Origin of the sequence: Bradyrhizobium sp. 137 (genome assembly GCF_023074095.1) — a bacterium.
Lineage (GTDB): Bacteria > Pseudomonadota > Alphaproteobacteria > Rhizobiales > Xanthobacteraceae > Bradyrhizobium.
In genome coordinates this window covers 42,690-65,155 of record NZ_JADPKU010000094.1, presented here as the reverse complement: position 1 = coordinate 65,155, position 22,466 = coordinate 42,690, and the positions used below count along the sequence as shown (strand labels likewise).

Genomic DNA, 22,466 nt, shown 5'->3' with positions numbered 1-22,466 from the left:
CTCGGTCTTGGTGGCAACCGAAAGGCTCTCCTGCAGCAAAGCCTGCAGCTTCTCCTCGCCCATCCGCTGGCGCCAGCGCGTCAGCGAAGAGCGATCGAACACCAATCGGTGCTGGAAGAACTCCTCGCCGCAGAAGAACTGGTAATAGGGGTTCTCCACCCAGCGCTCGCACAGGACCTCGTCGGAGAGGTCGTAGGTGTGCTTGAGGATCGCCAGCCCCGCCATCAGCCGCGTCGGCAATGGCGGCCGGCCCGGCTTGTCCTCGTAGACCGCCCCGAACCGCTGCTCCAGGAACGACCAGTCGATTGTCCCCGCCAGCTTCACCAGCGGGTGCCCCATATCGATGATCGCGTCCAGCCGCGAGCGCAGAAGATCGGTTTGTCCCGTCCCGCGTCGTTCCTTTGGTCGCATCGCTCCCTCCGATGCGACGACGGAATCACGACTCGTGATTCGACGGAATCCTCAAAAATGAAACTGCAAGCTTTTGGGCCGTCAAAGCCCGAAAGTTTGCAATCCCAAAGACCTTCTCGCCCCGAAAACTGATTCTTGATCAACCGCTTGGAGGTTCTTCACGGACGACAAGGTCGGCCGCCTTGTCGCGTTCGATGGATCCGACATAGGAATCCCAGCCGATCATCGAGGCAGGAACGTGGGTAACCGCATCGATGAGCTCTTGATCGGTGAAAAGGCCGCCTTCATGATCGCTCACCAACTTTGTGATCTTGAGCTCGCCTAGCAGGTTCTTTGTCCCACTCGGCGCCCAGTCGCAACCGATTGCCACGGGCAATCCGGCCTGGCGGGGCAAGGCGACCTTGGTGGTTGCTCCGTAAAGCAGAAAATTGCTGAGCGGGGACCAGACCACGCCGGCTCCTCGATTGGTTGCGAGCGTCTGGAATTGAGGACCGTCGAGCGCGACACAGTGAATCGTGACGAGTGGCGGACCAATCAGCGAGGAGCCGTCGGCCTTCTTCAGGTTATCGAAATAGTCTCGCGTCTCAATGTCGGTGCCTTCACAGAGATGGATGATGTAGGGCGTACCGGCAGAAAGAGCCGGGCCGACGTTTTTCTCTGCGTCCGCTGGCGATGTAAAATCGTTGATGTAGCGAAGCCACCCGACCCTACGCCGAGCTCTTGGGCGGCGTTTCGTAGTCCCACCCTCGCTAGAAGAGAATCCATGAGACTGTCTCGCCCAGAGGTCCATCCGCGCGGCGAGAGCGCCATTACACGGTAAGATTTTCCGGAGGCAGCTCGCCATGCCTTCGAAATGGCTGCATTCAGTAACCAGACCTCCGTCTCAGCACGATCTGGATGTCCGACGATCTCGCCCATCTTCGTGATCTGCGCAGCGGGGACGTCAAATTCGACCACTGGAATGCCTTTGCCCTTGAGAAACTCCAGCTGCTTGCTCTTCTCGGCGTCCCAGGAACGCTGCGTCGCCCGCGAAGGGGCTGAGCCCGAGAATTTGATCTGGATCAACCAAGCGACGAGCAGCAGGTCAAGTGCAGAGGTTGAGGGAGACAACCCTCGGCCGCTCGGTTGCTCGCGCGTTGCGCTGCCACCAGGTGCTGGCTGGGATCACGAAGACCAAGACTCGCAACAATCGGCCGGACCCTGGGTGGGAGGCGCTTAGCAATTGCTATCGCCGCAAGGTGTGAGAAGCCTCATGAAGTCGAGAAAACGAGGCGCCTTCTTGGAGCGTACATGGCTGGTATCGATCTGTGCCAGTGCCAGCCCGTCGCTCTCGACGAGCTGCGGACCGGGCGGATATCCACCTAGATAGATGCCTTCTTTTCCGTGCCGATTGGCAACAACAATGTTGTAATAGTCTGCTGTCCGGCTCGTCCATAAGCCGCTAGCGATCGGAAGCTCGGTGTCCGCGCTCAACGCCACGATATCGACGCCGAGCTTCTCCATCATGAGCGAAGTCTCCGGGGCCATAAGATCGACGTCCTGTAGCAACGCTACTCGTCCATAGTCTCGATCAACCATCCAAAAATGCGAGGCGAGTTTGTCATCCGGAATTCGCTCGGACCGAAGCCGGTGGGTGCGGGCGTAGGCGTAGCTCTCGCCATTGGACGCGATCATAACGCTTTGCGGTGGAATGGTCGCCGAGTACTGGATAACGACGTCGACGTTGCTTTCTTTCGCAAAAGATCTCAACGAAGAGACACCGACGTCGTCGGGCGCTTTGAAGTAATTCGATGGGAAGACGATCAATCGTAGCGACGAGCCTTTGGCCTTGGCTTCAGCCAAGGCGTTCCGCGCGGCGGTTAGGCTGGCTGCCCAGACGTCCGATTGAGCGCCGGGATCGACTGCCGCGGCGGCAAGCACGGTCGCCGGCGGCAAGCCGAATTTGCTGAACGTGTAAGGCTCCAAGGTGTCCTGGGCAAGGAGCGAGTACAGCGCGGGACGCCGTACGACCGGAAGAACACGGGATTTTCGGATCGGCAGGTTTGCATAGACAATGCGGATCCTTGGCTCGGAAACATCGGCCAAGACCTCCTGTTTGTTGGACACGATGGCGGTCCGGCTGTCACTGAAGTCGTATTCAAAGGGTGAGGGGATCGAGAACGAGTCCTGGTTAAAGTAGCTCGGCTTGGATCCCTTGCCGCCATGGCCAAAGCGATTGGCAACGATCATGGAGAAATCGTTTTCCCATGTTCGGACTTTCATGAAGTCGGCGGTGATGCCGACATTGGCCGGTGCGACGAGAATGTTTGCGCCGGCCAGCGCCGCCAGGCGCGGAAAAGCGCTGTAGAACATGTCGGCACAGATCACGATCGCGACGCGTCCAAAAGGGGTATCGTAGGTCGGAATCGATGACCAGACCTCCGAATTGTAGGAGGCTTCCAGCAGATTATTGCGCTTGCGGTAAGTCCCGACCACTTGGCCGCGAGGGCCGATAAAGGCAACCGCGTTATAATATAGGTTGGTCGACGGATCGTACTCCGGCAATCCGAACGCAACGTAGATCCCGTACTCGCGCGCGACAGCGCCGATGGCGCGCGTTGAGGGGCCGGGAATCGGCTCTGCGACCTTGCTAAGCTGTTCGCGGCTGAAGAAGGAGTAACCGGCAGTCGCCATTTCCGTGTGAACGACGAGCTTGGCGCCGTTTCGAGCTGCCTCTCGCGTCAGCTCAACGATCTTGCTCACATTGGTCTTTACATCTCCTTCGATCGGTTCGAAGTGTACGGCCGCAACCTTCACGGTCGGTTCGGCGGCATGGGCGATCGTTGTCAATACAAGAAACGCAATCGCTATCTTAAAGAGCTTCATGAAAATCCCCTCGACCAAGTAAGACAACTGCGAACGAAATTTTGAGGTATTGCGGGGTTGGACGCAAAGTGCAGGTGGACGTAACTCCCCGCGACGCCGCCACAAAGCATTCCGTGCTCGAACTGCTCGCCGCTCGATGTCGTAACGTCGTAGAGGCCGGCGCTGGCCGAGCCGTGCGCAATGCGCGATTGGTGAAACTCCTGACCCCTGGCAAGTGTGCCAGCCGGTCCCAACGCGGAGGCGACGGTCGTCCGAACGCTGACATATCGGATGGCGAGGTGCTTCGGATCCATGACGATATCGATGGGAAACACGCCGACCATCGGCTTTGTCGTTCCGTCGAAAAGCGTCAGAGACCGCCCCAGATACATGAAGCCTCCGCATTCTGCGTAGACTGGCAGTGCTTGATCGGTGAGCTGCCTCAGCTGTTTGATGAGGGGAAGGTTTGACGCTAGCTTGGCTGCGAAGCTCTCTGGATAACCGCCGCCTATGTAAACGCCCGACACATCGGCAGGCAAGAAGCGGTCTGAGACCGGGCTGAAGGGGCACAATTCCGCACCGGCCTCCTCGAGAAGCGCCAGATTCTCAAAATAATAGAAACTGAAAGCTTGGTCGCGCGCAATTGCGATACGCACCTTGTCAGCGGCTGCAGTCGATGGCCTCTGTGAACTTCGAGGCTTGCCGCCTTGTACCGGAAGCAAGTGGTCGATCGTCAATCCAGCGCGCCCGGAATCTAAGGCCGCAAGCCTAGCGTTAGCGCCGACGACATTCTCATCCGGTGTAACCAGTCCCAAATGCCGTTCAGGAATGGAGAGCTCGTCGCTATGAAGGATGTATCCAAGGCACATCGCTTGTAGATGCTCTGGAAGTGAATCTTGCACCATCTTGGCGTGGCGCGCGCTTCCCGCGCGATTCATCACGAAACCAGCAAATCTGAGATTGGCGTCAAAGGACCGGAAACCCTGAAGCAAAGGAACTGCGCTCCGTGTCATTCCCCAGATGTCGATGACGAGGATGACGGGTATATCCAGGAGCTTGGCGATAAAGGCGGCGCTCCCCCGTTCGGTCCCGTCCTCGCCGTCGTAGAGCGCTCCCATTGCCTCGATGAGGGCCGCGTCGCTCGTGTCTGAGAAGCGCTCAAAGGAGTTCTTTACGTTGTCGGTTCCCATCATCCAAAGATCGAGATTGATCGATGGCCGACCGGTGATTTCGCCATGATAAGCCGTGTCGATGAAGTCCGGGCCTAGCTTGAACGGCTGAACCGAGAGCCCTTTGGCTGCAAGCGCGCGAAGAAGAGTAAGAGTGACCGTCGTCTTGCCGACGCCGCTATGGGTCCCGGCAACGATATACGCGCTTGACGTGGTCGAAAGAGCGCCCAAAGGAGGTCCTCGCAATCTTTTAACATTGCTATGTGTGCACGCCGCGGTTGCAAATTCAAGGCTTCGACGCTCAACACTCCAACGGCCTTGGCATTGGCGTTCAAGAGCCGATGCCGGCTGGGCGACGCTCTTTGCGGGCTATGCGCCTGGGCAGTTAGTGCCACTTCGTACGACACCTCTTCTATTTCTGCGACTGTCTACCCTTTGGCGCGTTTGGACCAGCCGCCCCGAACTATGCCGATCGGAATGAGGCTGCCATAGACGATCAAAACTGCCGCTAGAGCTGCAAATAGCCTCGGCGGATGGGCTGCCCTCACATGACGAATTCGCAGGGATGGCGATGACGACGGCATGGTCTTTTTTTTCGAGCTGTTGCTTATCGCGTCGAAAGATCTCGGCCGGACGTAAATGTCGCGGTGCGGCGCCAGCGCGCCAGCGAGCCGCCATGCCGAATGAGCTCGGCGAGCAGGTCGGCCTTGCTCCAGCGTCCGTCGTGCGCGCCTTTGATCCTTTCACGGACGACCTCCCGCAGGTCACGCAGGCAGTCGCCGTGTTTGGATTGCGGAACGTGACCGTGGTTCGACAGGAGAGCAGCCAGCCGGACGGCGAGCGGCTGCTCGGTAATGCCCTTCAGGAGCAGGATACGCCGCGCCCGGGATGTCGGCGGTGAGTGACTTTCCCGTCCCAGGAGGCCCCGCTGGTCTTCGACGGTCGCGCCCGGGGGTGGTGAACCATGGTCGCGCCTGGAACGCAACAAGAACAAATCGAGGCCCATCGGGCCGGATCCTGACGGCGGCCGCCACGCTATGGCTGCACCAGTCCTCTACGGCCGCCTTAAGAAAGCTCTGCAAGCCGTAGGAAGTTTGCGAACAGCACGTCCCCTTGTGGGGTGAGTATCGACTCCGGATGGAACTGCACGCCATATGTTGGTTGATCGCGATGGGCGAGGGCCATGAGCTCCCCATCATCCGAGAGTGCTGTCACCGTGAGGTGACGGGCCGATGACGGATCCAATTCGACGATAAGCGAATGGTAGCGCCCCACACAAAGTGGAGACGGTAGTTCTTTGAACAGCCCGCCGCCTTCATGTGTGACATACGAGGGCCGACCGTGCATAGGACGACGTGCGCGCGTTACGCGTGCGCCGAACACGGTCCCAATGCACTGGTGTCCAAGACAAATGCCGAGAATTGGCACCTGACCCGAAAGTTCACGAACGACGGCTGTCGATATTCCAGCCTCAATTGGAGTGCACGGACCGGGGGAGATGACAACCGCGCGGGGCCTGAGGTCAGCAAGTTCGCTCACATCCATCGCGTCGTTCCGGACGACACATGTTGCTGCACCAAGCTTGCGGAAATATCGCGCAATGTTGAAGACGAAAGAGTCGTAGTTGTCGACAATGACAATCAAGATGCACCGGAGTCTTCAGCAATGAATGCGCGAAAAATGCGCTCTGCTTTTGCAAGGCTCTCCTCATATTCGGCGGCCGGATCGGACATTGCCGTTATCCCGGCACCTGCATGGAAGACGGCCTGGCCGTCGTCGATCGTTACGGTGCGAATGGCAATATTTACATCCATATGTCCATTGAAACCAATGTAGCCTATGGCCCCGCAATACACCTCTCGCGCCACACGCTCGATATCCAGGATAATTTCCATCGAGCGTACCTTGGGAGCTCCGGTAACTGAGCCGCCGGGAAAGCAGGCCCTAAGTAGGCCCACGGCATCCTCTCCGTGTGTTAGCTCACCCGTAACGACGGACACGAGATGGTGCACCGAGGCATAGGACTCGAGATTGCATAAGGACGGGACGTGGACTGATTCAGGCGTGCAAACGCGCGAGAGATCATTGCGCAGGAGGTCGACGATCATGGTGTTCTCGGCGCGGTCTTTCTCCGAATCTACCAGCGTCTCAGCGCGACGCCGGTCTTCTTCGCAATCAGCAGAACGCGCCACCGTCCCCTTGATAGGTCGCGTTTCGACCTGTCGCCCGTCAAGCTTTAGGAAACGCTCGGGCGAGCTCGATGCAATGGTGAGCTTGCCATACCGAAGAAGGGCGGCAAAGGGAGCCGGATTCATTTTCCGCAGCTGACAATAGAAGGCTATCGGATCGAACGAGTTCGCCAGGCGAGCGCTGAAGCGCTGCGCAATGTTGACCTGGAAGGCGTCACCCGACAGAATGAGATCAATCACGCGTTGTACCGCCGCGATGTATCCCTGGCGACTGAAGTTTGAATGCCATGAGCCGGCCTGGCCTGGTGTAAAATCAGGAGGGGGGGCTGAGACTGTAATCAGCGCAACAAACTCTTCGGCTCTTCGACGAGCTCTCTCACGCCGGCGAACCGGATCCTGCTCCGGCCACCCGGTAGAAAGGACCCAGCATCTGTCATGGCGGTGATCGAAGCTTATCACGACGTCGTAAAGATGTAGGAGGGCCTGAGGCAAGCGATGCCCCCCGATGCTCGGCACCGGCAATCGCTCCAGCGTCCTGTTCAGCTCGTATCCAAAAAAGCCGGCGGCGCCGCCCTGGAATGCCGGGAGATCGGCGCGATGCGTTTGCGGATAGTTGGCTAGCATAGCGCGAAGTGCCGCCCACGGATCGCCCACAATGGACTCTCCGTTGCAAATACCTCTCCCGTCCGCGATTATATAAGTGCTGAAGGGATCGCACGTCACATACGAGTACTGCCCGAGCACCGCGTGTCTCGATGCGCTATCCAGGAACGTGAGGTGCCTCCGATGCGAGAGGCGTCGCATGGCTGTGACGGGCTCAATCCACTGCAGTTCCAATACATGCATTAGTCTGTCGCTCAGCGATACATGGCTGATTGTAATCCCGCCCGGGGAAGGCGAGCCTCACGGCACCCAAAAACCCCTACGTGCCTGCCAGGTTAATTACGCCCGCGGGTAGGGCCTGCCAAATGGCTCCGCATCTGTTGACATGCTGTAATCGGCCGCGAGACGTAGCTCTCGGAGCGGTCTGACCTGCCGGATCGACTCCTGATAAAGCTCGTGCGCTTTATAGGCTTCGAGTTCGACTTCGTCGTCGAATTCACCGTAGACGACCACGTCAATTTCGTTGCCAAGCCGGTCACTCTTGCGGTTGCGAGCGACCTCAAGCCGGCGTGCGTGCGGGATCTTGGCGAGAACGGAAAGGCCGTCGACTATTTTGTCGACATGCGCCTTATCTTTTGCAGTGAAGAATACGATGTGTCGAATCATAGATGACCGTCGATAATCGCGAACATTGCGGTTTGACTTCGCCCAAAGCGACAGAAGCCTCATCGCAAAGTCTGCAAGGCTCGGGCAGCCGCTCAGATGCCACTGCACGGCAGCTCCCTGCGCGATCGCTCTGGCGGGTGTTTAGCTCGATTCTTCCTCCGCTATTACGCAAGGTAGACAATCTCTGAGACGAATTTCTGCATCGAAGTAAGGAACCGCCTGATCATCAGTCGCTAGGACAACTTTCAGTAGATGCTTCCGGTCATTAGCTTCGCGCGGATCTCGTGCATGAAACGGTCTCACTTGCAGGATCGCCGCATAAGAACTGCAGCAAAATGCGCTCTTTCGTTGAATACAGACTGGGTCATAAAACAGAAGGGGGAAGGCCGCCGCCAGCCCCTGGGTTGACATCGTCGCGTGACTTCAAGGTTGAATCCGCTGTTCGGCTGATCACCGCAGAGAGATCGATCGTGAAACTCTTTCATCGCGGAACGTGGCGACAGTCTCAGCCATACATGGCGCCTGGGAGGAGCTTATCGTTTCGGCGCTGCTCGTCGCGAAGCAACGAAGAAAGGTAGTACCTCGTGCACATCTTGCCTGGAGGCGCTTTCAGCGCGCAGCTGCATCGCACCGGAAGGCTGCGCTCCCTTCCGGAAAGTCGCTGAAATGCTGCTCCGCCTTCGCCGAAGTTTTGGCAAAATGGCCGCCCTAGGTGTCGCGGTTCTGATCGAGCACTCTTAGACTGCCTTCACTTGAACCGCGTCGCTTGCGTGCGCGTGAAAGCCCAACGCGCTCGGCGCGTCCTGAGGCCCAGCGTGACGCAAGGCGCTTCCAAATGACAATTTCAATCTGGGGAGTTCTTGCTTGATGGTCGCGCGACCATTGGATTTTTTATGCACGCGCCTGCTACTTTGGAGACGTATGTTTCCGTTTCACGGTTGACAGTTTTCATTCGTCCGCCATAGAAAAAGGGTGGTCACGCGGGCTCAACGGCTTCGGTCGCAAGAATCTGATTACCGTTCGGCTAGCATATTCGGTGACGCGGGGACTTCGTGAGGGCTGTGGCTTCAAAATCGTAGGCGACACAGGTGAGATCAAATCAGTATCGCTTCGAGCTGCGAAATCGACCTGAGGCCATCTGACGGAACGGATCGAAAATGAGCCACGCTTCGGAAGTGTCAGTTGAGCGGATCACGATTCCAATCCTGCAGCGATGGAAGCAGGAGCGGCGGCGTGTCGCCATGACCACCGCCTACGATGCGGTTACGGCAGGCATCGCTGACCCCATCGTCGACATCATTCTTGTCGGCGACAGTGTTGGCAATGTCTGCCTCGGTTTCGACAACACGTTGCCAGTCAGCATGGCGATGATGAACCATCATCTCGAAGCTGTTGCGCGCACAAGGCCCCGTGCCCTGCTCGTGGCCGATATGCCGTTTCTTAGCTTTCACCTCAGTCCGGAGGAGACGATACGCAACGCCGGAGGATTCCTGCAGCGGGGCGCAGATGCAGTGAAACTCGAGGGCGGAGCCAAGCGCGTGGAAATCGTGCGTGCCCTGGTCGATTGCGAAATTCCCGTCATGGGCCATCTCGGCCTCACCCCGCAGAGCGTCAATATCATGGGGGGATTCAAGGTGCAGGGCCGGAAAGCCGATGACGCTTTGCGGCTGCTTGATGACGCTCACCGTCTGCAGGAGGCCGGATGCTTCGCGTTGGTGCTTGAAGGCATTCCGGCCGAGCTAGCCCAGCGAGCGACCGAATCGCTGTCGATACCAACTATTGGAATCGGCGCGGGTCCCGGGTGCTCGGGCCAAGTGCTCGTATTCCATGACGTGCTGGGGCTGACCGAAGGTCATCGGCCCAAATTTGTTCGCGCCTATGCAGATGGTTTTCAGCTGTTGCAGGACGCGCTGTCGCGCTGGGCTACCGATGTCCGCAGTGGAGCGTTCCCGGCGCCGCAAGAGTCCTATCGGCTTCCTGAAAGCCTGGGTAACATCATCGCAAACTGGGCTCCTCCCAACCCAACCTGATGTAAGGTGCTACGATGCAGACGATTACGACGGTCGCTGAGCTTCGTCGTGAGCTCGCGAAGGCTTGCAGCGCGGGCAAACGCGTCGGGCTCGTGCCGACAATGGGCTATTTGCACGATGGCCATCTGGCCCTGGTCAAGGCGAGCCGAGCGCAATGCGACGTCACCGTCGTTAGCATCTTCGTCAATCCGACTCAGTTCGGACCAAACGAGGATCTCAGCAGCTATCCTCGCGATTTCCTGCGCGATGAAAAACTGTGCCGCGATGCCGGTGTTGCGATTGTCTTCGCGCCGGGTGCACAGGAAGTCTACCCGGCTCAATTCGAGACCTTCGTCGAACCGGGCGAATTGGCTAAGCCACTATGCGGGGCTTTCAGGCCTGGGCATTTTCGCGGCGTCGCAACCGTCGTATGCAAGCTGTTCAACATGGTGCATCCGGACGTCGTGTTTTTCGGGCAAAAGGATTTTCAGCAATGCGCGGTCGTGCGTCGCATGGCAACTGATCTCAATCTTCCCATCGAGATCGTCACCGTGCCAACCGTTCGGGAACCGGACGGGCTCGCGATGAGCAGTCGCAATCGGTATCTCAGCGAGGAAGAACGTCGACGAGCCGTTGCCATCAGTCGTGGGCTGTTCGCCGCGGCGGATGAGTTCCGCTCAGGAGTGCGCGAGGTGGACAAGCTGATTGCGATCGCCGAGCGGCATCTTGAGACAGTTGATCGGCTGCAATACCTTGAACTTGTCGATGGTGATACGCTCAAGCGCGCCGCGAGTCCGCTGCGGCTTCCGGCGGCGCTCTGTGCCGCAGCCTACGTCGGTTCGACCCGGCTGATCGACAACGTACTGCTCGCGTTGCCAACTCTGTAGCGCAATTCAGAACCAAATCGATAAACTGTTTTCTTTTTATCCGTTTCGCCCGCGTCGTCGGTGCCTGGGAGTTCCGACGCAGCCGCCCCTCGCGCTTCGCCGCGGCAAGATTTGTCGGCGGGGTAGGGCGAAGTGGTCGAAACTAATGCGCACGTAGCCCGCGTCGACCAGGGCTTCCGCAATCAATTCCGACTGAAAATGACGCACGACTTCTGGGGCAGGGCGTATTCGCCGATCTTGCACTGCTGCTTCTTGAAGGAGGGAATAGGCGCGTAACCGAACACGGGACAGGCGATCCGGACGGAGTTCGATGCATTTGGCGACCGTGTCTAGCACTACAGTCGCAATTTTCGGGGTGGTTCTGACTCTATGGGCGACCATGATTCGGCATTTGATGATTGGTGGAGCGCCGGCCGAAGATACGCGACGCCGTGGGCTTCTTTGTTGGAGTCGTCAATGGCGAGCCGTGAGTCTACCAGGCACATAAGCTGCGTGCCTTCCATGATCAAAGTGTTTATGTCGGCGTCTACACCGCGCTGTCGGTTGCCACAACGTTTTGGCAGGCTACGCAAGCCCAGAGTAACCGGGTTGCAAACCCATCGCCTCGCATTGAGACCGATTGCGATCGGCAGATGGAATTTCATCTTGTTGTCAGCTTTGCGACTGAGCCATATTGATTTGTCGCGGATATGACTACGGGAGGCGAGGCCGCGTTGAAGGGCGCCACGGCGCAGTCTCGAGGCGCACTCGGGTGGTTCGTGCTCCTTCAGTGCGCGACCGCGCTCATCAATCAGCAAGTAACAAGCTTGTTGAGAGCCCCCAACGCTCCATGCCTAGCCGGCACAGTTGCCCGATCGTATCGAGTTCGGATCGAGACGTCACGTGCGTTTTCGCGGTGGCATCGTATTTGCTATCAAAGATGTCGTCGCGGATCGAACTAGAAGAGTGACGATCGACGCGATCCGATATCACGCGCTGAACGTCCGGCATGGCGGATTGCGCCAACAAACGATGTCCTCTCGACCGCCGAACCTGCGCACTCTCTGTCGCTCGGGAGTCCGCCGCTGGTACAGCGCCCGCGGGTCGTCTATCAATAAGGTCCCTGTCATGGCGTCTGCTGGTCAACCATCCTCTCGGTTAGCAACGTGTCTTGCATTCTTCGTTCCCGGGGTCGGCTTCGGGGTCTGGGCCCCGCTCGTACCATTTGCAAAAGACCGGCTGGCGGTCGATGACGGCGTGCTTGGCCTACTACTGCTCTGCCTGGGTGCTGGATCCATCATCGCGATGCTTCTGACCGGTGTTTTGAGCGCCCGCTACGGCGTCAGGCTGATCATTCTTGTGGGTGGGCTTAGTCTGGCGATCGTCCTGCCGTGCCTCACGATAGCTAGCAAGTTGGCGCTCGGCGTCGCGCTATTCGCCTTAGGCGCCTCGATAGGCTCGATTAGCGTGGCCGCGAACATTCATGCGATCGAGGTGGAGCGCACGGCGGAGTGCCCGCTGATGTCCAGCTTCCACGCTCAATTCAGCATCGGGGGACTTGTGGGGTCTGCAGCCATGACCGCTTTTCTCTCGCTGCAGATTGATGCATTTGTTTCGACTGTGGTCTGCTCGGGATTGATAGTGATAGCGATCATGCTGGCGTGGCCGCGATTGGTGCCAACGGCGCAGGCGGACCAGGGACCGTCGTTCGTTCTGCCGCGTTCCATCGTGCTCCTTCTAGCCGCGATTGCGGCGATCGCCTTCCTTATCGAAGGCGCGATGCTCGATTGGGCTGCGTTGTTGGTCGTCGGCGCTGGTCTTGCTCCAAAGACGCAGAGCGGCTTAGCGTATGTACTGTTCTCCATAGCCATGACGGTGGGACGCCTTGCTGGCGACGCCGTCGTCGAACGCGCGGGGGACCGCGCGACACTTATGTTCGGAAGTCTACTGGCCTTGGCCGGTTTCGGAGCTCTGCTGGCCGCACCGGTAGCCGTCATCGCGATGGCCGGCTTGCTGCTCATTGGTCTTGGCCTATCGAATGTCGCCCCGATTCTGTTCCGGCGCGCCGGCACGCAGGAGGCGATGCCCGTTGGTCCGGCGATTGCCGCGATCATGACGGTTGGCTATGCCGGAATTCTCATTGGACCGGCTGGTATGGGGTTACTGGCCAAGTACGTGGGACTGCCGGCCGCATTTGGGGTCCTAGCCGGGCTCATGTGCCTCGTCGTGCTCTTGGCGCCCATCGTGACGGCGAACACACGGTGAATGCGTTTGAAAAGTGACAGAGCGGCACCTGGTGCGCAAGAGAAGCTTCGATCGCGGCTTGTCTCTGATCGAGCAGACGGCAATGAGTTGGCTAGCTGATATCTGCCTGGCGCCGATGATCGGCTACTTTTTGCTGGTCCCAAAGCGGTGCGCTTCTCCGGAAGTGATTCAGGCCCGGCGATTGGTGGTCCGCGCTCTTCCAGAGATCTGCCTTCATGCCTACGATGGGTCGCTTGATGCGCTTGCTGTTCGCCCAATCATTGCTTCATCCCAGGCTTCTATACCTGAGTGAATGCGCGCTTTCGGCTGTTCGCAAGCTCGAGTTTTCAACCCGATTGCGCAAAGCGGATGTTCGCCGAGCAGACGTTGATGCCTAAGGGACTTGGAAACACCGGTGTCTGGTATCTCGCAGCCCATGGACAGGTTTGTGCGGTGGCCTTAACCTTTCGAATTCTGCAAGCCTAGTCGATTTGACATCCATTCTTTCTCGGGACTCGCCCGACGTTCGAAGCCGAGACAACGCCGTCGGTGCGGGCGGTGCTCGATAACGTCTGCGACAGATGAGAAACCACGAGATCGGCCTTAGTAGCGATATCGCTTGGAAGAGTCTCGAAGTCAGCACCCGATGGAAAGCTCAATGATGGCCAGAACCAGGTTAGCTACTGAGCGCGCAGTGATGCGCTACAGACGCGTACACGATGTGGAGATGAGTTGCAGTTCTTAGTCCGTACGCTTTCTCATGGGCATGGTTGGGTCACTTCGTTCCCTTAGAATGGTGCCGCGCTTATTGCAAACCCTGCAGATGAACCGCTCCTCGCAAGGCGGACGTGTGTCTGGCCACTAGTCGAGCCTAGACCGTGACGAGGTACTGCCGGACATTGGCGGCGACGATTGTCGGGTTTGAGATCAATTTCGACCACCGACGCTCCCCGCATTTATCACGAAGCGCCTGCACCCTTTGGTTTTCAGAGTTGGTACGCGGCCCGGTCCGTTCGGGGCAACATTATGGCACGAGAATCAGGATGAGAGCGCGTATTGCCTCATAAAGGAGTGTTCCCGAAGACGCGATCGTTGCCTCATCTATTTTGCTCCCGAGAAGACGGACGGTCGGTACGGGGGAGGCCGGTCGTGGAGCTGGCCGGGGTTGCGCAACGACAGGCTTCCCCTGTACCGGAAGCGGGCGCTGTCACGGCACAACCGCTGCCTCGTTGAACCGCTCCGCATGATCTGCCGATCCAATCAGTATCGCGCTTGCCTGCTCGCTGCGTCAGGATTTGATGCGGCGCTGCAGCTTTTGCAGCAGCTTATCCGGCCAAAGTGACGATGTTTACGTTGGCATAGGCCATGCGCTTGAACACGCTAGCGATGTGTTCCTGATCACGTGAGAGACGATCCGTCGCCTCCGCCAGCACCACTTGAAACCGCCCGCGCAAGGCGTCGGTAACAAGCGCTCTGGCTGCCGAGGCTCTCGAAGAGGGCAGGGATGAACCCAATGATGAGATCCTCGACATGTTCGAGACCCTGCATGAACGGCTAGTGCGCGCCGCGAGCGCAGTCGCTGACGAGATCGCGCGGCGCAGGCGATGAAACGTCAGCGGTGAGTGAAAGAGGGGCCTGGTCACCATTGATAGGCAGCAGAGCGAAGCATGTAGGCGCAGCGTCTAGATGTGCTCACCTGTAGCCCGTTTCGCCCACCGACAACAGACGATCCTCCTCCGATCGGTGGTGCGAGTCTAGAATCGCTATTGCATTCGAATCGCACTCTCTCTTCGCGTCTATGCAGAATTTCTGCCAGATGACGGTTTGTGGATACGCGGTCTACTGATCCGTCGTCGCATCGCCGATAATGACCTTGCCTTTTTCACCACCTGGTACCCAGCGGGAACAGCCATTGACGCTTGTCTGTCAATCGGCCCTTTAATTGCGGATTGATGTCAATTCTCCTTTTGAAGCCATTCGGCAAGACGGCAGCGCTCGGCGCGTCGGAGCGGGTAGGGTTGCGGGACGGGGCGAGCGCGGCTGGTAGATCGATAACCAGCTCGGTAGTATCGGTCGATTAGCCGTCACCTAAATCTCAATGCGATCAGCTGCCCGTCGCTGTTGTCATGATCCTTTCTGAGGTCGCAAGCGCCTCATGATGATGTCCGGATCGGGGTGCCTCTCGTTTGCACCGGCGTGCGGACGAGCCGCCACCAGCCGATCGACCGAGGTCACCACGACCACCGTCCCGGCGGGACATCGCCGGCCCGGCGGACCGGGCCAGGAACTTGCAAAATAATGTAAGGCCGGCGCGTGGCCGCAGTCGAACGACGTGCCATCGACCCAAATGCAGTGGAGGATCACTGCGATCTTGGGGGCAATGGCGACCTTTGCCTTTTTCATACCGATCCGCCCGAGCTTCATTCCCCAGGCCTTGAGGGAGGACCATTTTTTGGTCCGATAGAGAAGGACGGTCGCTGCCTCGAACAAGTAAGTTCGGAGAAGTCTGTCGCCCCATCTGGATATCTTGCCACCAGTACCAGACTGGTTACGCCGAGGTATGAGGCCGAGATAGGCGCCGACTGTCGAGGCCGATCGGAAGCGGGACGGGTCGTCGATCGTATGGCGGAACGTCAAGGCGGTCACCACTCCGACACCAGGAACCGCATCAGGCGGCGCGTCGTCTCGTCAGACTTCGCCAATCGGCGGACCTCGTCGTCGAATTTACTCTGCTGCTGGCAGATATGCTCATGAATCGACAAGAGCGGCGCAATCACGCTGAGAAGCTGATGATCCTCGCCCAATAGCTCGCTTATCTGATTGCGGACAGTCGGGCAATGGCGCGAGGGAATAGCAACCCACATTCCTTGATCAAACTGCGGACCTGGTTCTCGATGTTACCGGCGCATGGATACCAGCCGGGATCGCGCGACGCGTATCGCGCGGATTCTCCTCGCTTTTAACTTTCACTTCTCGATACCACCCGACCCGCACCAGTTCGGCAAGGCCCCGAGCATCATTCCGATCGCTCTTTGTTCATGCGGACCAATAGTGCTGCGTGTGCATGCCTAGCATCGATGCAAACCACGGGGAGCTCAACTCTACGAAGCTCGTGCCAAAGCCACCTTGCAATCGCCCCGTCTCAAAGCCGATGCGCTCCGCCAATGGCGCGTGTTTACGAAGTAGCTTAGATAGATCACCGGGATCACCCTTGGCCTTTCCTTCAAGAATCGCTTGACCGGTCTCGTTGACCAGCAAAGCGAAGTCTCTCTTTGCGATCATCCAGGCCGACGTATCGCCTCATGACAGCTCCTCCAAATCGCCTGATTGCGAGAGCTCGACGATAACGGAGCTTTCGTGCGCCGGGCGCTGACCGCAATTACGTCGTCGTTTGCAAATTTCACCCCGCGTAGTGCCTCATCTGCAAACGTTAGCCTGATGGCGACCTTGCAGCGGTCGACCCGATGTTGAGTGATTGGCCGCGCCAGGTGGCTTTCCAAGTTGGCTCCGTAGGAGGGGCTGTGGGCGGGTCGGGCCCTACATAGCCCGAGCCGTCCACAACCCGGGGCGATGGGGCACCTGTCATCGCGTCGTCGAGCGGCTCCTGAGCGATGAGCTGTTCGGCAGCCTTCGGTCTGAGCGCCCTCAGCAGACGCTGCACGATCGAATGCTGTCTCGTCCCAAACTCGTTGGGATATTTCTCGCTCAGCCGGCAGGCAATTGCGACCGCAGTTAATTGCGGCTCCTCGATGAGCCAGCCCTCGATCGTAGCAAAATGCGGGTCGAGCTTGGACGGCGTGCGAACCCGGGTCTTATAAGGCCGACGGCCGCGGCGTTGCGTGGCACGCGGCTCGCCGGCCGTCACCGTCTTGCCGAGGGCCTTCGCGAACTTCGCTGCGGCTAAGCATTTCAAGCCGGCTGACTGCTCCAGACCCAACTGTTGAGCCGTCCAAATGGGCGTCTTTTTTGCCGTCCAATCCCATCACAAACCTCCGTTCCAAGTCGGAGGCTTCTTCGCACATTCATTCTAACTCTGAAGCCAGGGTATCGGCTTCGCGCTTACGCTTGGGCAGGCCTCGGCGTAGGTATAGTTCGAGGCCCCCATCGGCTGCCTCGGCGATCGGCGTGTTGCGGGCCAATTTGACGAAGCGCCGGCGCAAATGGCTCCAGCAACGGCAGGCACTCGTCCAGCCCGTCGCGAATCGGCCATCGTCATGGTCTGGATGAACGATCCCACCACGCCAGGGACGACCATGTCGACCTCGCAGAAGCCCGGCGGCGGGCTGTCTCAGTCATTAAACGTCCGGATCGGAACTTCCCGCCGGATGACGCTCATCATGGCGGCGTGTCTCCACAACATCGATCCGAAAGCGTGGCTACGTATGGCTTGAAGGAGTCGTAATGATAGGCAAGCAACTCGTGTAGGCAGCTCTGTGGCTCTCCGCCATGCACGCGAAGGCGTCGGCTAGCCGTGGAATTGGACGTCTCTTCGCGTCGACGGTCCTCCGCTCAGGCGGCGTAGCCATGCACGTCAACAAAGTTCATTCCGTCTTCACCATCGGTCGCGTCGCAACGCAATGGAGTAGGTCTCACCGTTGATAGAGACCGGCTGGGGAGCCATTTGCGGACTCGGCAGCAGCATTTTATTGTCCAGTACATCGAGCAGGAAGTCTGGCACCGCCTGTGTGCCATGCGGCCGGATCTGCGGCAAGAGGCTGAAAGCGCTGCTGCCGCTCCTGATCGAGTCGATGGAACGGAACGGTCACATGGGCCTGGCGCCTGAAATCCGTGCGAAGCTGCTGGCGGGGAGCGCGTCGATGATCGATGGGGCGCTGAGCAAGATCCGAGAGGAAGGTGGACGCCAGCGGCACCGCCCGGTGGCGAGCGCATTGCGACGGAATCCCGGTACGGACGTCCGCCGGCTGGAAGGATCCGGCGCCCGGCTTATCGAAGCCGATCTAGTCGCTCACAGTGGGCCCCTCGGCGCGCGCCAGTTTTTATACAGACGCTGGTGCTCACGGATATTGCGACCTGTTGGACGGAGCGTGCGCCGTTGCTGGTGCGCGAGCAAACGCTCCTGTGCACCGTGATGACAGAGTTCGCCGACAGCTGCCGCTCTCGCTGCAGGGCATGTGAGCAGACGAACATCGAGTTCACGCGTTGCCGACCTACCGCAAGAACGACCAGACGTTTGTCGAACAGAAGAACGGGGCCGTGGTCCGACGCATCGTCGGCTATCGGCGGTTGAAGGACTTGAGGCGGCTGCGTTGCTCGCAGAACTCTATCGCTCAGTGCGCCTGTTCGTGAACTTCTTGCAGCCGTCGTTCAAGCTGATACCGCGATGGCGCACGCGTCCGTAAATCTTATAGTGCACCGACGACGCCGCATCAGCGGCTGGCAGCTGACCACATATGTCCGATGCGGTTCTGGCCCGACCGCAGGAAATCTGCTTCAGCTTGGACCCGGTCGCCCGCGGATCGCAACTGCAGCGGCAGCGCAGGAAACTCTATTCCTTCCATGCGCCCGAGGTCGAGTACATCCGCAAAGGCAAGGCGGCAGCGCCTTACGAGTTCGGCATCAAGGCCTCTGTCGCCACCACCAACGGCCGCGCGCCGGGCGGCCAGTTCGTGCTGCACGCTCGCGCACTGCCTGCAATCACTATGACGTACACTCGCTCGGCACCATCATCGAGGCGACGGAAACGCTAACCGGCTGCGCGATCGAGCGCGCCTATGTCGACAAGGGCTGTCGCGGCCACAACACCGATATACCGCGCCGCGTCTTCATCTCCGGGCAGAAACGGGGCGTCTTCGGCCTCATCGAGCGCGAGCTCCGGCGCCGCGTCGAGCCCATTATTGGCCACATGAAGAGCGACGGCCACCTCGGCCGCTGCCATCGCAAGGGGCGTGAGAGCGACGCCAGCAACGTCATCCTCACCGCCGTCGGCCACAACCTCGGCCGCGTGATCGCCTGGCCGAGGGATTTGCTGACATCAATCCTGATCATCCTCTGGCAAGCAGGTGTCCGGTCGCAGGCGCTCAAACCGCCTTCTTAGCGGCGACGATTCCACGATGCTTGGCGGCAGCGAGTCAGTCCGAGCCTGATGAGATTACCGCCGATCAAGCTATCTCGGCTCCGAAGCCGCCGCACACAAGCTTGTCGAGATCGCATCTGGCATTAAGCTGGTTCAGGACGGGCCACATCGCGCCGGTCAACACGTCCGTCCTTAAGGTCGGCGGCAGCGGCGCAGAGCTTAGCGCCAGGATCAGAGCGCATGGCTGCTGTGGCTCAATTCGCTCGACATCTCTCCTGATTTGGTGTCTTCGACTTGGCCGAGACACCTTATCTCCCTCAGATTGGCGCATCAAACGGCGAAGTCACTTCGGACCGGCCTGATGGTGAACATTGGTGCCTTGTTACAAAGCACCTCGCGGATCCAGTCGAATTGTCGGTTTCGCTCGGCTGAGGCTTGACCTTTGCCGCAGCTGTCCGTTTGCCTTCGCTCCTTGCTCCGCCGCCTGCCCAAACACATGAATGCCAGCGGATCTGGGCATTACATGAAGTCACCATCCTCTTCGGAATCTGCTGCAACCTCAGTATCACTGTCGACCTTGGAGAGATAAAGCTGAGATTTAGTTGCGCGCTGCCATTCACCAAGGCTGTTTTTTGTCCACTGGGCGGACTGAGTGGGGTCAAGTACCATGTCGTCCTCATCCACTTCAACGAAGCCCATTGTCTTTGCGCGGGCCTTCGCTTCTGCATTAGCAGGACGCCAGTTCACCAATGGTCGTTCGCCGTCTTGCCGAAGTTGATGTTCGAGCAGAATATCGCCGGCGTTTGCGACAAGCGGATGAGCAACCTGAAAATCCACAATTGAGGTGACTTCACTTCGTCCAGGGAACTGTTCTCGCCATTTATCGCTTTCGAACTCAGTCATGTTGAATCCGGCCTCCGTTCTTTGGAGGCCGACGCTCACATTTCCTAATTGGTAGCTGTAATATCGGGCGTCTTCTGAATCTCTTCTGATACCGTATTCCTTAGCGACCTCTGCTGTGCGCTTAGCTCTTGCGGATACAAATTCCGAGTACTCGTGTGGATTGTTGGCGATGCGGTTGATTGCGTCGCCATGAAAGGTCCTCACTTCAGTCCTGAACGTAGCTCTGTCGATCTCGACCACAGGAGGTTTCCGAACGAGGGAATAACTCGGTTGCGAAGGTGAGCTGCCAGCAGACTCCTGCAATCGCGTTCTAGCGAACGCATCGGCGAAGCCCTGGCTTTCGGCACCCGCTTCCTCAGCGTTGGCTGCCCGATGATATCTTTCTTCGGCCGGAATATCGGGCCAATTGTTAACTCGACCGTACATGACGACTGCACCTGGATCATACATCTTGCATTGTTTCAGGTCGTTAGACCTTACCCGCTTGATAGACAGCTTAGCTGTCCGTGAGCTGACGCCAGCGCATAAAGGAAAAATCCCGCCACCCCTTTGGGCAGCTCGACCGCGTATCGTCGAGGCGTTGCGCGATGCAGGCTTCCACGTTATCCACCCAGAACGAGGCGCGGAGGTGCCGGACTGGTGCAAGCGGCGCGTCGCAAGGGGAACACGATGCGGGACACTCGGACCCGCCGAGGCGTCGAGCGCGCCGCGAGGAAAGCGACTTCCACCGCCCGAGCGTCTCGTGCGCTGGATGGCTTGCTCGACCTGGTGGCACTCCCAGTCCGAGGCAGCGAACTGCACGCAGTGTCGACCGGATATTCGGGTGGGCGCGTGGCGCGCAACGCGATCGCGAGAGTGACTCCGGATGACGTCACCTGCTACGTGGCACTGCCGTTCGACGAGCGCCTGATCGGCGGTTGGCGTAGGAAGGGGCGCGCCGCGCCCGAACTCATGGAAGCTCCGCCTTCCGAAGCCGAGTCGGAAAGACAGGCAGCCGGAGCTGAGCCATCGACTACATGCCCGCGGCTCGTCTTCCGGTCTCGAGCCAGCTCTGCTGGGATTATTGGCGGACGACGGTCTGGCCGCCGGCGAAGTGGTAGATTGCCTGAGCGCAAACGCAGCTCTTGTGCTCGCCGAAGCGCTCTCGCGGAAGCCGCGCATGCTCGTGGCGATCGCCTTCGCGACCAAGATGGCTCGGACGATTTGGGCCAGGCCAATCGGAAGGTGGATTATCGGGAACCCAGCGCAGGCAGTGACGGCATCATGACGAATGCGGCACGAAAGAGCCTGATGTTGGTGAAGGGTGCGAGCAGGCGACGACCCTAATGGGCGGAACGATCGAACAGATCTGGATCAGGAAAACCAGTTAGAGCCGAAGCGCCGAGGTGCTCGGAGATGAGAATTGGACTTGATCCGCGGATCACCATACCGGCCAGCGGCTTCTGAGGACGCCGTAAAGGAAGGCCTGACAGAAGACCGCATCGTCCACACGCCGAACGGGTCAGAAACTTCTTGCATCACAGGCGGCAACGACAGAAGGCTCTACACGAAGTACCGTCAGCCCGCCAGTGGCCGCCGCCAAGGCGTCGTTTAGTCCGTCAACCGCGTATCGGACCGAGAACAACCCCGCCTACCATCGCAGAAGAAAGGTGGGCGCGGCCGTCGCCGGCCGGACCGGTTGGCCGATGTGTTTTGAGTCAGAAGTGGTGCCAATGCTCGAGGCAGCCCGATATCACCGATGCGCAGTGGCCGCAGCGGCTCCATTCGTTTGGACGGTCGCGAGCCGGCTTTCGGCCCAAAGGACTGATTGCGGAGCTGCGATCCTACGTGCGCCAGCGCGAGCGTCTGATTGGGTACGCGGCCTCCCACGTCAAGCATATGCACAAGGCCTTGACGGAGTTGGCTTCAACTCCACCACGTCTCGCCGACATCACCGGCGCCACCGGCTGCGCCTGATCCGCGCGATCCTTGCCGGCGAGCGCGATCCTGAGGCGCTGGCGTGCTTGCGCCATTTACAGTTGCCACGCTAGTGCGGAGACGATCGTGAAGGCGCTCACCGGAAGCTATCGCGCCGAGCGTCTGTTTGCGCTCGAGCAGGCACTTGCGCTTTAGGACGCCTACCGCGAGAAAGCATCTGTCTGCGACGCCCCGGATCGAAGCCGTGTTGAAGGCGCGTCGGAATCGAACCGATCAGGCGAACGCCCTAGCTTACGAACGTCCGCGTGGCGCTGTTCGCGTTGTTCGGGAAGAGCATCACCACGATCGACGGCGTCGGTCCTTACCTCTCGCTGAAGCTGATCGCTGAATGCGGCGACGACATGTCCCTTGGCCAAGTGCAAAGCATTTTACCTCCTGGCTGGGACTGGCGCCGAAGAACAGGGTCTTCGGCGGCAGAATGCTCTCGTCCCGAAGGCGCGGATCCGGCGGTAGGGCGGCGGCACTTCTGCGCCTTGCTGCCGTGACCGTGGGCCGTACAGACACCGCGCTCGGCGCCTTTGGCGGCTCTCAGCGCGCATCGGCAAGGCCAA

At 59.2% G+C, this 22,466-nt stretch carries 14 protein-coding genes and 3 pseudogenes; 7 read left to right on the top strand and 10 right to left on the bottom strand.

Going from position 1 to position 22,466, the window contains the following annotated elements; genetic code table 11:
- Together IVA78_RS25455 and IVA78_RS25450 are read right to left on the bottom strand one after the other, a co-directional pair.
- On the bottom strand, positions 1 to 411 hold a 411-nt coding region (locus IVA78_RS25455; RefSeq protein ID WP_247464310.1), incomplete at its 3' end, for a transposase.
- Between the two features lie 139 nt (positions 412 to 550).
- Positions 551 to 1,201, bottom strand: a complete 651-nt coding sequence (locus IVA78_RS25450; RefSeq protein ID WP_247468458.1) for an amidohydrolase family protein — start codon at positions 1,199 to 1,201, stop codon at positions 551 to 553.
- Between the two features lie 107 nt (positions 1,202 to 1,308).
- Between IVA78_RS25450 and IVA78_RS25445 the strand changes: the two genes are divergently transcribed.
- Complete coding sequence (locus IVA78_RS25445) at positions 1,309 to 1,452, top strand: hypothetical protein (RefSeq protein ID WP_247468455.1); 144 nt, start codon at positions 1,309 to 1,311, stop codon at positions 1,450 to 1,452.
- Between the two features lie 174 nt (positions 1,453 to 1,626).
- Here IVA78_RS25445 and IVA78_RS25440 read toward each other — a convergent pair whose 3' ends face one another.
- The 6 genes from IVA78_RS25440 to IVA78_RS25415 all read right to left on the bottom strand — a co-directional run bounded on the left by IVA78_RS25440 (position 1,627) and on the right by IVA78_RS25415 (position 7,882).
- On the bottom strand, positions 1,627 to 3,276 hold the full coding sequence (locus IVA78_RS25440; protein WP_247468452.1) for a nitrilase-related carbon-nitrogen hydrolase: 1,650 nt from the start codon (positions 3,274 to 3,276) through the stop codon (positions 1,627 to 1,629).
- Positions 3,273 to 4,655 carry a cobyrinate a,c-diamide synthase gene (locus IVA78_RS25435; RefSeq protein ID WP_247468449.1) on the bottom strand — a complete coding sequence of 461 codons (1,383 nt, stop codon included), beginning with the start codon at positions 4,653 to 4,655 and terminating at the stop codon, positions 3,273 to 3,275. Before IVA78_RS25435 ends, IVA78_RS25440 begins: the two co-directional genes overlap by 4 nt.
- A 376-nt stretch (positions 4,656 to 5,031) precedes the next feature.
- The gene (locus tag IVA78_RS25430) at positions 5,032 to 5,430 is read right to left on the bottom strand and encodes a hypothetical protein (RefSeq protein ID WP_247468447.1); all 399 of its coding nucleotides are present in this window, start codon (positions 5,428 to 5,430) and stop codon (positions 5,032 to 5,034) included.
- A gap of 59 nt (positions 5,431 to 5,489) precedes the next feature.
- A complete protein-coding gene (locus IVA78_RS25425; protein ID WP_247302508.1) occupies positions 5,490 to 6,068 on the bottom strand; it encodes an aminodeoxychorismate/anthranilate synthase component II in 579 nt (192 codons plus the stop codon).
- Positions 6,065 to 7,459 carry an aminodeoxychorismate synthase component I gene (pabB, locus tag IVA78_RS25420; protein ID WP_247468444.1) on the bottom strand — a complete coding sequence of 465 codons (1,395 nt, stop codon included), beginning with the start codon at positions 7,457 to 7,459 and terminating at the stop codon, positions 6,065 to 6,067. The genes IVA78_RS25425 and pabB overlap by 4 nt, the downstream gene beginning before the upstream one ends.
- A 96-nt stretch (positions 7,460 to 7,555) precedes the next feature.
- Positions 7,556 to 7,882, bottom strand: a complete 327-nt coding sequence (locus IVA78_RS25415) for a Dabb family protein (RefSeq protein WP_247468461.1) — start codon at positions 7,880 to 7,882, stop codon at positions 7,556 to 7,558.
- A 1,157-nt stretch (positions 7,883 to 9,039) separates the two neighbouring features.
- Between IVA78_RS25415 and panB the strand changes: the two genes are divergently transcribed.
- From panB to IVA78_RS25400, 3 genes are all read left to right on the top strand, one after another.
- Positions 9,040 to 9,912: a 3-methyl-2-oxobutanoate hydroxymethyltransferase gene (panB, locus tag IVA78_RS25410; RefSeq protein WP_247302516.1), complete on the top strand. Its 873-nt coding sequence runs from the start codon at positions 9,040 to 9,042 to the stop codon at positions 9,910 to 9,912.
- A gap of 14 nt (positions 9,913 to 9,926) precedes the next feature.
- A complete protein-coding gene (gene panC / locus IVA78_RS25405) occupies positions 9,927 to 10,778 on the top strand; it encodes a pantoate--beta-alanine ligase (protein ID WP_247468441.1) in 852 nt (283 codons plus the stop codon).
- A 1,107-nt stretch (positions 10,779 to 11,885) separates the two neighbouring features.
- A complete protein-coding gene (locus IVA78_RS25400; protein WP_247302590.1) occupies positions 11,886 to 13,022 on the top strand; it encodes an MFS transporter in 1,137 nt (378 codons plus the stop codon).
- A gap of 2,304 nt (positions 13,023 to 15,326) precedes the next feature.
- Here IVA78_RS25400 and IVA78_RS25395 read toward each other — a convergent pair.
- A pseudogene (locus tag IVA78_RS25395) lies at positions 15,327 to 15,679 on the bottom strand (transposase); the annotation flags it as partial.
- 2,019 nt (positions 15,680 to 17,698) lie between these two features.
- Here IVA78_RS25395 and IVA78_RS25390 point away from each other — a divergent pair.
- A pseudogene (locus tag IVA78_RS25390) lies at positions 17,699 to 19,056 on the top strand (hypothetical protein); the annotation flags it as partial.
- Between the two features lie 498 nt (positions 19,057 to 19,554).
- On the opposite strand, the gene IVA78_RS25385 reads toward IVA78_RS25390, so the two are convergent.
- Complete coding sequence (locus IVA78_RS25385) at positions 19,555 to 20,388, bottom strand: effector protein NopP (RefSeq protein WP_275974762.1); 834 nt, start codon at positions 20,386 to 20,388, stop codon at positions 19,555 to 19,557.
- Positions 20,389 to 21,418: 1,030 nt separating this feature from the next.
- Here IVA78_RS25385 and IVA78_RS25380 point away from each other — a divergent pair.
- Both IVA78_RS25380 and IVA78_RS25375 read left to right on the top strand, forming a co-directional pair.
- A pseudogene (locus IVA78_RS25380) lies at positions 21,419 to 21,665 on the top strand (hypothetical protein); the annotation flags it as partial.
- Positions 21,666 to 22,160: 495 nt separating this feature from the next.
- Positions 22,161 to 22,400: a hypothetical protein gene (locus IVA78_RS25375; RefSeq protein WP_247418538.1), complete on the top strand. Its 240-nt coding sequence runs from the start codon at positions 22,161 to 22,163 to the stop codon at positions 22,398 to 22,400.
- The last annotated feature ends 66 nt before the right edge of the window (positions 22,401 to 22,466 follow it).